The sequence below is a fragment of the Pseudomonas sp. IB20 genome (genome assembly GCF_009707325.1).
Lineage (GTDB): Bacteria > Pseudomonadota > Gammaproteobacteria > Pseudomonadales > Pseudomonadaceae > Aquipseudomonas.
The window spans coordinates 2,247,854-2,259,390 of the sequence record NZ_CP046103.1; the positions used below are offsets into that span (position 1 = coordinate 2,247,854).

9 protein-coding genes are annotated in these 11,537 nt (G+C 60.7%); 4 read left to right on the forward strand and 5 right to left on the reverse strand.

Annotated features, from left to right (window positions below):
* Position 1 precedes the first annotated feature (1 nt).
* Positions 2 to 1,960, forward strand: coding sequence for a MacB family efflux pump subunit (locus GJU48_RS10375; protein ID WP_094952734.1), 1,959 nt, complete (start codon positions 2 to 4; stop codon positions 1,958 to 1,960).
* 135 nt (positions 1,961 to 2,095) lie between these two features.
* On the opposite strand, the gene GJU48_RS10380 is transcribed toward GJU48_RS10375, so the two are convergent.
* Both GJU48_RS10380 and GJU48_RS10385 read right to left on the reverse strand, forming a co-directional pair.
* Positions 2,096 to 2,773, reverse strand: a complete 678-nt coding sequence (locus GJU48_RS10380) for a response regulator transcription factor (RefSeq protein WP_094952733.1) — start codon at positions 2,771 to 2,773, stop codon at positions 2,096 to 2,098.
* Between the two features lie 231 nt (positions 2,774 to 3,004).
* The gene (locus tag GJU48_RS10385; protein ID WP_094952732.1) at positions 3,005 to 4,249 is read right to left on the reverse strand and encodes a methionine gamma-lyase; all 1,245 of its coding nucleotides are present in this window, start codon (positions 4,247 to 4,249) and stop codon (positions 3,005 to 3,007) included.
* 123 nt (positions 4,250 to 4,372) lie between these two features.
* Here GJU48_RS10385 and GJU48_RS10390 point away from each other — a divergent pair, with 123 nt between their 5' ends.
* Positions 4,373 to 4,843: an Lrp/AsnC family transcriptional regulator gene (locus tag GJU48_RS10390; RefSeq protein ID WP_094952731.1), complete on the forward strand. Its 471-nt coding sequence runs from the start codon at positions 4,373 to 4,375 to the stop codon at positions 4,841 to 4,843.
* Between the two features lie 63 nt (positions 4,844 to 4,906).
* Here GJU48_RS10390 and GJU48_RS10395 read toward each other — a convergent pair whose 3' ends face one another.
* Positions 4,907 to 5,677 (reverse strand): AraC family transcriptional regulator, encoded by a 771-nt coding sequence (locus GJU48_RS10395; RefSeq protein ID WP_094952730.1) that lies wholly within the window; start codon positions 5,675 to 5,677, stop codon positions 4,907 to 4,909.
* Between the two features lie 94 nt (positions 5,678 to 5,771).
* Here GJU48_RS10395 and GJU48_RS10400 point away from each other — a divergent pair, with 94 nt between their 5' ends.
* Positions 5,772 to 6,902: an MFS transporter gene (locus GJU48_RS10400; RefSeq protein ID WP_094952729.1), complete on the forward strand. Its 1,131-nt coding sequence runs from the start codon at positions 5,772 to 5,774 to the stop codon at positions 6,900 to 6,902.
* Here GJU48_RS10400 and GJU48_RS10405 read toward each other — a convergent pair.
* Both GJU48_RS10405 and GJU48_RS10410 read right to left on the reverse strand, forming a co-directional pair.
* Positions 6,892 to 9,033: a TonB-dependent siderophore receptor gene (locus tag GJU48_RS10405; RefSeq protein WP_094952728.1), complete on the reverse strand. Its 2,142-nt coding sequence runs from the start codon at positions 9,031 to 9,033 to the stop codon at positions 6,892 to 6,894. The two genes, GJU48_RS10400 and GJU48_RS10405, sit on opposite strands and share 11 nt — an antisense overlap.
* 91 nt (positions 9,034 to 9,124) lie before the next feature.
* Complete coding sequence (locus GJU48_RS10410) at positions 9,125 to 10,021, reverse strand: helix-turn-helix domain-containing protein (protein WP_094953822.1); 897 nt, start codon at positions 10,019 to 10,021, stop codon at positions 9,125 to 9,127.
* Between the two features lie 138 nt (positions 10,022 to 10,159).
* Here GJU48_RS10410 and GJU48_RS10415 point away from each other — a divergent pair, with 138 nt between their 5' ends.
* Positions 10,160 to 11,518 carry a glutamine synthetase family protein gene (locus GJU48_RS10415; RefSeq protein WP_094953823.1) on the forward strand — a complete coding sequence of 453 codons (1,359 nt, stop codon included), beginning with the start codon at positions 10,160 to 10,162 and terminating at the stop codon, positions 11,516 to 11,518.
* The last annotated feature ends 19 nt before the right edge of the window (positions 11,519 to 11,537 follow it).

The following is an 11,537-nucleotide window of genomic DNA, read 5'->3' on the forward strand; positions in this document are numbered from 1 at the left end:
CATGACCCAGCCACTGTTGGAACTCAAGGGCATCACCCGCAGTTTCATGGCCGGCGAGCGTGAGTTCATTGCGCTCAAGGGTATCGACCTGACCATTCACGCCGGGGAAATGCTCGCGATTATCGGCGCTTCCGGCTCGGGTAAATCGACGCTGATGAACATCCTTGGCGGCCTGGATTACGCCACTGCCGGCAGCTACAAGATCAATGGCATCGAAACTCGCTCGCTGGGCGATGAGCAACTGGCGGAACTGCGCCGCGATTACTTCGGCTTTATCTTCCAGCGCTACCACTTGCTCGCGCACCTGAGTGCTTTGCACAACGTGGAAATGCCGGCGATTTACGCCGGTACTCCCGAGGCACAACGCCACAGCCGCGCACGCGATTTGCTCACGCGCCTGGGCCTGGCGGGGCACACCAGTCACCGGCCGAGCCAGTTGTCCGGTGGGCAGCAACAGCGGGTGAGTATTGCCCGCGCGTTGATGAACGGCGGTGAGGTGATCCTCGCCGACGAGCCCACCGGTGCCCTCGACACCCACAGCGGCAAGGAGGTGATGCGCATCCTAGCCGAGCTGCACGCCGCCGGGCACACGGTGATTATTGTGACCCACGACCCGAAGGTCGCGGCGAATGCCCAGCGCATTGTCGAGGTGTGTGACGGCGAGATTGTCAGCGACAAGGCCAATGACCGTGTCGGGCTGGACGCGCCCACTGAGGCGCCCATCGAGACCCGGCGCAGCGGCGCCCGACGGTTGGTGGCGAGCCTGGGTTTGTTCAAGGAAGCGTTCAACATGGCCTGGGTCGCGCTGATTTCCCATCGCATGCGCACCTTGCTGACCATGCTCGGTATCGTCATCGGTATCACCTCGGTGGTGTCGATCTCGGCCATCGGCGAAGGTGCCAAGCGTTATGTGCTCAAGGACATCCAGGCCATCGGCAGCAACACCATCGACATCTTTTCCGGTACCAGTTTTGGTGACAGCCGCGCGTCAGCCATCGAGACGCTGATGCCGTCGGATGTGGAGGCATTGAATCAGCTGTATTACGTCGACAGTGCCACGCCGGTGGTGGGGCGTAACCTGCTGCTGCGTTTTGGCAATATCGACCTGGATGCACAGGTCAATGGTGTCAGCGACCGCTACTTCAAAGTCAAAGGGCTGAAGCTGGAAGCCGGGATTGCCTTCAGCGAAAACGACGCGCGGCGCCAGGCGCAGGTGGTGGTGATCGACCACAACACCCGGCATCGCCTGTTCGGGCCGAATGTGGACCCGTTGGGCCAGGTGATCCTGGTCGGCAACCTGCCGTGTACGGTGATTGGTGTGACGGCCGACAATAAGAACATGTTCGCCGCCAGCAAGGCGCTGAACGTGTGGGTGCCTTACGAAACCGCGGCCGGACGCCTTCTGGGCCAGCGCCATCTGGACAGCATCACCGTGCGTATCAAGGACGGCCAGCCGAGCAAGGTGGTGGAAGAAAACGTCAATAAGCTCATGCTGCAACGCCATGGCACCAAGGATTTTTTCACCAATAACCTCGACAGCATCATGCAGACGGTTCAGAAAACCAGCCGCTCGCTGGCGCTGCTGTTGTCGCTGATCGCGGTGATCTCGTTGTTGGTGGGCGGCATCGGGGTGATGAACATCATGCTGGTGTCGGTCACCGAGCGTACCCGCGAGATCGGCATTCGCATGGCGGTGGGGGCGCGTCAGTCGGATATCCGCCAGCAGTTTCTGGTGGAGGCGGTGATGGTGTGCTTGATCGGCGGGATGATCGGGATCTCGTTGTCCTTTGCGATCGGCTATCTGTTTTCGTTGTTTGTGAAGGAGTGGGAGATGGTGTTTTCCTTAGGCTCGATCGTGACCGCGTTTGCCTGCTCGACCCTGATCGGCATTGTGTTTGGCTTTGTGCCGGCCAGGAATGCGGCGCGGCTGGACCCGATTGAGGCGTTGGCACGGGACTGACTGGATCAGGTATCACTGACACTTTAGATCAAATGTGGGAGCGGGCTGCTCGCGAAAGCGGTGGGTCAGCAGTACATTTGGCGCTGACACACCGCATTCGCGAGCAAGCCCGCTCCCACAGGGTTTTTTGGTGATTCAGAGGATTGTGACCGTTCCTTCCTCAGTCGCATACATCCACCGCAATAACGAATGCCGCCCACTGATCCCCAGCTTGATTGCGGCGCGCTTGAGGTAACTCTCGATGGTGTTGACCTTCAGCGTCAGTTGCTCCGCCAACTCCGGTGCAGTGCGCCCGGCTAGCAGACCAACGCACACCTCGAGTTCGCGGTTGGACAAGGTCAGCCCCGATTGCACCAGGCGTTCTTCAATGCGTCGGCGCAGGGTTTCGATGCCCTGGTTTTCCGGCATTGCCGGGTCGTTGTTCTGGCGGCACGGCTGGATCGCGGTGATGTGTTTTTCCACCATCGGCAGCAGCAGCGTGGAGAAGTCCTGCAGCATGCTGCGTTCTTGCGGCGAAAAACTTTCCGACTGGTGCGAGCGGTACACCGACAACACGTAGCTTACATCGTCCTTGCGGCGCGTGAGGTGCAGTTGGGCTGCCGGTTGTTCTGCGCCTAAGGCCACTACCGAATCGGTGTAGACCGGGCTGATCCGGCGGCGGGTATGGCCTTCGGCACCCACCCGCAGCTGCGTGATATGGGTAGCGTCCACTGCCAGTTGGGTAAGGATGAGGTCATGCAGCATACGTGGGAAGTGGCGACTGCCGGTGCTGGCGATGACCTTGCCTATATGTGGGAACAGGTGTGAGTTCATCAGTTCTTCCATGAGTTTCGAGTGCAGGTATTCAGCCTTATAGCGACGGGGTTTAATAAGGTAACCAGGGTGAATAACCTACGGTGATAATCCTCCCGCCGAGACCTATGCTAGTACAGCATTGCGAGCTGAGGGGGATCCAATCTGGAAAAATCAGATTAAAAACGCATAACGATGGTCGGACCTGTCCGACTCACCGTGTGTGGGAAAGTATTACTTGGCATGTAGGCCTTATTTTACTGCGTGCTCTTCTATCATCGCCTGACGCGGGGCGGCGCGGGTGCACTTGGCCAGCGCCTGCTGCACATCCGCCAGCAGGTCGGCGATGTCTTCCAGCCCCACCGACAATCGCACCAGGCCTTCACTGATACCGTGTTGCGCGCGTTCTTCCGGGGTGTAGGTGGAATGGGTCATGCTCGCCGGGTGCTGGGCCAGTGACTCGGCATCGCCCAGGCTCACCGCGCGGGTGAACAGCTTGAGGGCATTCATGAAGCGCCGCCCGGTCTCAATCCCGCCCTTGAGTTCGAAGGCGATCATGCCGCCGGACTGCTTCATCTGCCGCGCCGCCAGTTCGTACTGTGGGAAAGAACGCAGCCCGGGGTAGGTCACCCACTGCACGGCCGGGTGCGCCTGCAAAGCTTCGGCCACTGCCTGGGCATTGCTGCAATGGCGATCCATGCGCAGCGCCAACGTCTTGAGGCCGCGCATCAGCAAGGACGCATCCTGTGGCGACATCACCGCGCCGGTCAGGTCCTTGAGCCCTTGCAGGCGGATGCGTTGCGCCAGGGCCTGGCTGCTCACGGCGATACCCGCAGTGATATCGCCGTGGCCGCTGAGGTACTTGGTGGCTGAGTGCACCACCACGTCGGCACCCAGTTCCAGAGGGCGTTGCAGGTAAGGCGTGCAGTAGGTGTTGTCGACTACCACCGTGACATTCGGTTGCTGGTGCGCAAGTTCGGCCACGGCGGCAATGTCCACCAGACGCAGGTTGGGGTTGGCTGGGGTTTCGCAGTAGATCATGCGGGTGGCGGGGGAGAGTGCCGCACGTAAGGCGGCCAGGTCGGTGAGGTCGACATGGCGCACCTTGATGCCGAACTCGCCAATGCCATGGTGCAGCAGGGCGAAGGTGCAACCGTAGAGGGTCTGGCTGACGATCACTTCATCGCCAGGGCGCAGCAGGGTCCAGAACGTCGCGGCAATCGCGCCCATGCCGGAGCTGAAGGCCACGGCGGCCTCGCCGTTTTCCAGGGCGGCCATGCGCGTTTCCAGCAGGGCCAGGGTTGGGTTAGAGATGCGTGTATAGAAGTGGCCGCTGGCTTCGCCGGCAAAACAGGTGGCGCCGTATTCGGCGGTGGGGAAGGCGAAGGTGGCGGACAGGTAGATCGGCGGAACGAGGGCGCCGTGGTGGTCTTTGGGGTCATAGCCGTGGTGGATGGCGCGGGTGGAAAAGCCGCATGCATTATGTTTATTGTTCATGTCGGGCGCTCCTTATTTCCTACAATGCTATGCTCATAACCAAGGAAGAAAGTTGCAAAGTTTGCCGATATTTCCCGCGTTAAGGGATGGAACGTCCATAAAAATAATGAGTAGAGGCAAGATATGCCCGTCAATCTTGATCGCACTGACAAGGCTCTTTTGAACGCGTTGCAAGGCAATGCCCGTCTGACCGTGGCGGAGTTGGCTGACCGGGTGGCCCTGACCACCTCACCGTGTTGGCGCCGGGTGCGGAGCCTGGAGGAGAGTGGGGTGATCAGTGGGTATCAGGCGATCCTGTCGCCCAAGGCGTTGGGGTATGGGGTGACGGCGTTTGTCAGTATCATGATGGACAGTCATACGCGGGAAATTGCTCGGGCGTTTGAGCAGCGGCTGTTGGAGATTCCTGAGATTGTGGCGTGCCATAACGTGTCGGGGCGGTATGATTTTTTGCTTGAGGTGGTGGCTCGGGATCTGGAGTCGTTTGGGGAGTTTGCGCGGGAGGTGTTGCAGACGTTGCCTTGTGTTAAGGAGATTTATTCGAGTTTTTCGTATAAGTCGGTGCGGCGGTTGCGGGTGATTCCTTTGCCGGAGTGATTGGGTACATATCCGTTGCTGCGGTAGCAGCGGCTTAGGGTTCCGCGATGCCCAAGTGAGCCCTCAGCGTGACTTGAAATACCCGCGTGGCGTGGTGCCGGTCATGCCCTTGAAGAAAGCGATCAACGCGCTGTCACTGGCAAAGCCCAACTCGAAAGCGCAGTAGCCCAGGCTCCGGCCGCTCGCAAGCAGTTCGATGACCCGCATCAAACGCCACTGTTGGCGCCATTGCTGATACCCCAGGCCGGTTTCCCGCAGGAAAATCCTGCCGATGGTCTTGGCGCTGGCGCCAATCTGCTTTTCCAGCTCTTGCAGGGTGGGCGGCAGCGTTTGGAGATCGACCAGCAACGGTGCCAGGCGTTTATCCTGCGGCAAGGGCAGGAGCATCGGTTGCTCGGTAGCAGCCTGGATTTCGTCCAGGCACAGCCCCAACAAATGGGCGTACCGGCCGGCCTGCCAGTCGGTCTCGAAGGGCGCCATCGCCATCGGTTCCAGCACCGCGCGCAACAAGGCGCTCACCTCGATCACCCGTACCTGTTTCGGCAATTGCTCGGCCAACGCCGGGCTCACATACATCGAACGGTAATCCACGGTTTTGTGCATCACCGCGCGATGGGGTACGCCGCAGGGTATCCACGCCGCGCGCGTAGGCGGCAGCAGGCAAAGTTGGTTGTCCAGGGTGATACGGGTGCAGCCTTGCTGAGTGAACAACAGTTGCCCACGTTGGTGCCGGTGCAGACCGGAGTCATGGTCGCCAAGCAGTGCGGCGATGCCGATGACCGGGGTCGTCAAGCGGTCGGGATCGAAAGATGCGGTGGCGGAGAGCCAGGCCATAGGTTGTCCGATTCGATGGATAAACTGTCGAAGTTTGGATAATACCCCAGTCGCCAGTCCTTACACTCCTTGCGCTGTTAAATGGGAGTGAGTGATGAACGTTAAAAACCTGCTGGTGCTGGCGATGGCGTTGCTGATGTTTCCGCAACTGGCCCAAACGCTGTATAGCCCGGCCCTGGGTGACATCGGCCGGGCCTTTGCGGTCGGGCCTGAACGGGCAGGGCAGACACTGTCGGTGTACTTCCTGGCGTTCGCCTTTGGCGTCGTGGTGTGGGGCCGGCTGTGTGATCGCTGGGGGCGGCGGCCGGTGATGTTGGCCGGGTTGGCGCTGTACGTTGGCGCCTCGGCGCTGGCCTTGAAAATGACCACGTTCAACGCTTTGCTGCTGGCCCAGGCCTTGGCGGCGTTTGGCGCGGCCGTGGGTTCGGTCGTCACGCAGACGCTGTTGCGCGACCGCTACCATGGCGCCGAACTGGCCCAGGTGTTTTCGCTGATGGGCATTGCCCTGGCTGCCAGCCCGGCACTGGGTCTGTTCAGTGGCGCGACGCTGGTGCAGTACTTTGGCTATCGCGGCGTGCTCACCGGTTTGCTGCTGCTTGCACTGGCGCTGTGGGGTTGGTGCTTGTGGGCCTTGCCCGAGACGCGGCCTGCATCGTTACCGACGGCATCGCTGCCCCAGACCTTGGGCCTGATGCTCAGGGACGCGGGAATATGGCGTTCGGTCGGCTTGGTGGCGGCGTTCAATATTGCACTGTTCGGCTATTACAGCGTGGGCCCGTTTATCTTCGCGCGACAGGGGTTGTCTGCCGCCGAGTTCGGCTACAGCGGCGTGCTACTGGCGCTGGGGTCAGGGCTTGGCGCGTGGCTGAACACGCGCTTGCTCAAGCGCGGCATGAACGGTGAGCAGTTGGTGCTGACCGCTGCAGCTATCGCGGTGCTGGGTGGTTTGTTGGTACTGCTGCTGCAGCACAGCTGGTTATTCGTAGGGCCGATGTTGCTGGTGGTGTTGGCGTTCGGCATGGCGATTCCCAATGTGTTGGGGGCCGCGTTGGTCGCCTATCGCGACCGGCTGGGCACCGCCGCTGCGCTGTTTGGCTTGATGTATTACCTGCTGATCGGTGCCGGGCTCAGCTTGGTAGCCTGGGCCCAGGATCTGGGTTGGAGCCTGTTGATCTGTGGTCTGGCGGCGCTGTGGCTGGCAGCGCCGCGTGTGTTCAGAAGTTGACCGTGGCGCTCAGGCGTGCGGTCAACGGCGCGCCCTGGAACAGGTAGTCATCGCCCATGTATTCGCCCGCGTCGCGCCAGTAGCGCTTGTCGAACAGGTTGTCGACGCTCAGGCGAAACACCGTCTCATAGCCATCGAGTTTGGTGGTGTAGCGACTGCCGACATTGACCACCGCGTAATCCCCGACCTCAACATTGCCGGTGCGGTTGGCGGACTTCTTGGCGCTGTATTGCACGCCACCGAGCACGGCCAACCCGTTCACCCACGGCAGGGCGTAGTCGGCGTACACGCTGGCGCGCAGTTTGGGCACGTTTATCGCCTGATGGCCTTCGTAATCCGGCGTGCCGCTGCCGTTCACCCGCGCGCGAATCGCCGCCACGCTGGTTGCGATTTGCAGGCGGTCGGTGGCCCAGCCGTTGGCCGACAATTCAATCCCGGTGTTCTTTTGCTGGCCCTGTTGCACGTAGGTGAACTCGATACCTTCGGGCTTGGCGTATTGATAGGCCTGGCGCGTCTGGAACACGGCGGCGGCGAAGCTGATGCGGCGCCAGTCGTATTTTACGCCGGCTTCGATTTGGCGTGAGACGGTTGGGGCAAGGGTGTCGCCTTTATGGGTGGCGAACCACGGCGCCGTACCGCCCAGTGACAGGCCCTTGCTGTAGCTGGTGTACAGCGAGATGTTTTCCACTGGCTTATAGATCAGCGAGGCTTGCGGCAAGAATACGTATTGCTGCGTGTGGCGATTTTCGTTGCCATTCACATCGAAGGCTTTTTCATCCAGGCGTACCTCGCGACCACCGAGGATGGTTTGCCATTGTTCGTTGAAACGAATGCGGTCGGTGACGAACAGGCCGTACTGGCGGCTGTCGAGGTTGCGGTGGCTGTCTTTCAGCGGTTTATCGGTAGGCTTGAAAGTCGGTGCGTCTTCGTTGATGTTGCCGCTGCCGATGTATTCGTTGACCGCTTCGCGTTTGTCGATCACCCGGCGGAACGCGCTGGTGCCAAAGGTCAGTTCATGGCCCAGGCCTGCGGTGTCGAACAGCCCGGTCATGGCTGCCTGGATTTCATCGTCGCGGCGGGTGTCGTCGGGGCTGCGGTAGTCGTAGATGTCGTAGTTGCCTTCGGGAGTGAAGTGATTGCCGAAGCCCTGGGTGTCGCCACCCCACGCAAACGAACTGTAATCGTCAATCACCACCTTGCTGCGCGCCGCACTTACGCTGCCTTTCCACTGATCACTGAAGCGGTACTCGAAATTGCCGTTGAGGTTCAGCGACTCAATGCCGACCTGTTTGGAACCACTCTGGTGCCCCAACAGCTTTTTCGGTGACGCGCCATGCGGTACTTCGGTTCCCCCCAACAGCTGATACCCCGGCACCGAGCGCTGTTGCTTGTTCTGGTACTCCGCATCCAGTTGCAGCAGCGCATCGGGGCTGATGTTCCAGTCGAAGGCCAGGGACACAAAATCGCGCTGGCCATTGGCGTGTTCCACATAGGCATTGAGGTCTTCATGGGCGACGTTGGCGCGCAGGCCGAACTGCTGCTCGCTGCCAAACCAACCGCCGACATCGGTGGCGACATAGCCGCTGCCGCGATCATCAGTGGACACGGTCACCGAACGCACATCCTCTGGGCGCTTGGTCACGTAGTTGATCACGCCGCTGGGCTCGGAAATCCCGCTTTGCAAACCGGCCAGGCCTTTGAGTACTTCCACTTGCTGCTTGTTTTCCAGGGCGACGTTCTGCTCGCCGGTGATGGTGCGCCCGTTGATCTTGTAGCTGCTTGCCGCGTTCAGCGAGAAGCCGCGCACCACAAAATTTTCGTAGTAGCCGATGGGGGCGTAGCTGTCGCCCACCGAGGCGTCGTTGCGCAGCACTTCACTGAGCAGGCGGGCTTGCTGGTCCTTGATCATGGCGGCGTTGATCACGGTGATCGAAGCGGGCGTTTCGAGCAACGGCGCTTCATCGAAGCCACCGACCGAGGCGGTGTTGGTGCGATACCCCGATTCATCCTGACCCTGGACGTTCACTGCCGGCAGTTCTATTTCAGCTGCCAGGCTGCTACCGATACCGCCGCTGAGCAGCAGGCCGAGGGCGAAACGTGAAGTGACGACGGGGCGAAAACGCAAAACCATGGGGCAAGGCCTTAAAGCGCAGGGCGGGGGGGCGCATAAGCTAGGTGGATCGACGGGGTTTTACAAGTTATTGAGAGTGGCACAGCACATTTCAGCTGGAGCGCTTGAGGGTCTCGCTCGGCAGCTCTTGGAACAACGCCCGATAGCTATTGGAAAACCGCCCCAAATGCCAGAACGACCAATTCATCGCCACTTCCGCCACGGTAGTGTCCGTTGAACTCAGCAACTCGCGCCGCGCCCCGTTCAAGCGGCGCAAGCGCAACCACTGCGCCGGGCTCATGTCGGTGTAGGTCTTGAAGCCTTGCTGCAATTGGCGCAACGGCACGCCAGCAATCTGCGCCAGTTCCAGCAGGTTGACGGTTTCATCCGGCGCATCCGCCGCCCATTCACCGATGCGTGCCATCAACCGGCGTTCTTCGCTGCGCCGTTGCAGTGAGCTGCGGTCCAGGCACACACAGGCGTTGTCGAGGATGAACAGGCAGTCGTCGAGCAACTGTTGGGTGAGGGCATCGCGGCTGATCGGGTCGACGGTCGCAGACAAGCGCGTGAGGGTGCCACTGAGCCAGCGGGTGAACAGCGCGTTCTGCTGGCAGGTCAGCGGCGCCATGAACAGGCCCTCGAGTTTGGCCACATCCAAACCATGGCGCTGCACGAACTGCGGGCCGAACACCACCGCCACTTCGCGGTAGTTTTCCGGGGTGATCCAGGTGTTGTGGCTTTCGCCATTGAGCATGTACAGCGCGTTGTCGCTGCCGTCGAAACAGAACGCCAGTGAGCCTGGCGGTGCGTTGAAATGCTGTTCCACGCGGGTGTTCATGCACTCTTCGTACACCTGCACGCCTTGCAGGTCGAGGTAGCGAACCTGCCCGGCAAAATGCCCCGGGGACATCTGCTGGTAGTGCTGCACCCAACCGGGTGTCGCACTGCATTGAGCGGCCACATCACCGGTGGTGAAGGCCTGTACGCGCAAAGCTGTTGCCTGTGTCATGGGTGATCCGTGCGCACTCTATTGGTGCGTTGTGCTGCGTGCAAAGTGGATAGATGCCGTTACAAGGCTGGCCCAAGATAGACCTCAATGCGCCAGGAGTACAAGCCGGCGCATCATCCAACCCATGACGAGGTCCTTATGAACGCCCCCTTCGATCAGCTGCACGCCTGGCTGAAAGAACACAAGATTACCGAAGTCGAATGCGTGATCAGTGATTTGACTGGCATCGCACGCGGCAAGATTGCGCCCACCAATAAGTTCCTGCATGAGCGAGGCATGCGCCTGCCGGAAAGTGTGTTGCTGCAAACGGTAACCGGGGACTTTGTCGACGACGACGTCTACTACGACCTGCTCGACCCGGCCGACATCGACATGATCTGCCGCCCGGTGGCCAACGCCACGTACGTCATCCCTTGGGCGATCGAACCCACCGCCATCGTGATCCATGACACCTTCGACAAGCAGGGCAACCCCATCGAGTTGTCGCCGCGCAACGTGCTGAAGAAGGTGCTGCAGCTTTACACCGACCAAGGCTGGCAGCCGATTGTCGCGCCGGAAATGGAGTTCTACCTGACCCAGCGCTGCGAAGACCCGGACCTGCCGTTGAAAACCCCGGTTGGTCGCTCCGGTCGCGCCGAAACCGGCCGCCAGTCGTTTTCCATCGACGCCGCCAACGAATTCGACCCACTGTTTGAAGATGTCTACGACTGGTGCGAATTACAGGGCCTTGACCTCGATACGCTGATCCACGAAGACGGCCCGGCGCAGATGGAAATCAACTTCCGCCACGGCGATGCGCTGGATCTGGCCGACCAGATCACCGTGTTCAAACGCACCCTGCGCGAGGCCGCACTGAAGCACAACGTGGCGGCGACGTTCATGGCCAAGCCGGTGGCCGATGAGCCGGGCAGCGCCATGCATTTGCACCAGAGCGTGGTGGACATCGCCACCGGTAAGCCAGTGTTTGTCGATGCCGACGGCAAGATGAGCCAACTGTTTTTGCATCACATCGGCGGCTTACAGAAGTACATCCCCAAGCTGCTGCCGATGTTCGCCCCGAATGTGAACTCGTTCCGCCGCTTCCTGCCCGACACCTCGGCGCCGGTCAATGTGGAGTGGGGCGAAGAAAACCGCACTGTCGGCCTGCGCGTGCCAACTTCCAGCCCCGAGGCGATGCGCGTGGAAAACCGTTTGCCGGGCGCCGATGCCAATCCGTACCTGGCGATTGCCGCAAGTCTGCTGTGTGGCTACCTGGGCATGATCGAAAAGATCGAGCCGAGCGCGCCGGTGGAAGGCCGCGCCTATGAGCGCCGCAACCTGCGACTGCCGTTCACCCTCGAAGATGCCCTGGCGCGGATGGAGGACTGCGACACGGTCAAGCAGTACCTGGGCGAAAAGTTCGTGCGCGGCTACGTCGCGGTCAAGCGCGCCGAGCATGAGAATTTCAAGCGGGTGATCAGTTCCTGGGAGCGTGAGTTCCTGCTGTTGAGCGTCTAAAAAACTAAAAGGGGTGTCG

What these genes read in the sequence shown, in the direction of transcription:
- GJU48_RS10375 (WP_094952734.1), top strand. Translation starts at nt 2, where the DNA reads ATGACCCAGCCACTGTTGGAACTCAAGGGCATCACCCGCAGTTTCATG.
- GJU48_RS10380 (WP_094952733.1), bottom strand. Translation starts at nt 2,773, where the DNA reads ATGAACTCACACCTGTTCCCACATATAGGCAAGGTCATCGCCAGCACC.
- GJU48_RS10385 (WP_094952732.1), bottom strand. Translation starts at nt 4,249, where the DNA reads ATGAACAATAAACATAATGCATGCGGCTTTTCCACCCGCGCCATCCAC.
- GJU48_RS10390 (WP_094952731.1), top strand. Translation starts at nt 4,373, where the DNA reads ATGCCCGTCAATCTTGATCGCACTGACAAGGCTCTTTTGAACGCGTTG.
- GJU48_RS10395 (WP_094952730.1), bottom strand. Translation starts at nt 5,677, where the DNA reads ATGGCCTGGCTCTCCGCCACCGCATCTTTCGATCCCGACCGCTTGACG.
- GJU48_RS10400 (WP_094952729.1), top strand. Translation starts at nt 5,772, where the DNA reads ATGAACGTTAAAAACCTGCTGGTGCTGGCGATGGCGTTGCTGATGTTT.
- GJU48_RS10405 (WP_094952728.1), bottom strand. Translation starts at nt 9,033, where the DNA reads ATGGTTTTGCGTTTTCGCCCCGTCGTCACTTCACGTTTCGCCCTCGGC.
- GJU48_RS10410 (WP_094953822.1), bottom strand. Translation starts at nt 10,021, where the DNA reads ATGACACAGGCAACAGCTTTGCGCGTACAGGCCTTCACCACCGGTGAT.
- GJU48_RS10415 (WP_094953823.1), top strand. Translation starts at nt 10,160, where the DNA reads ATGAACGCCCCCTTCGATCAGCTGCACGCCTGGCTGAAAGAACACAAG.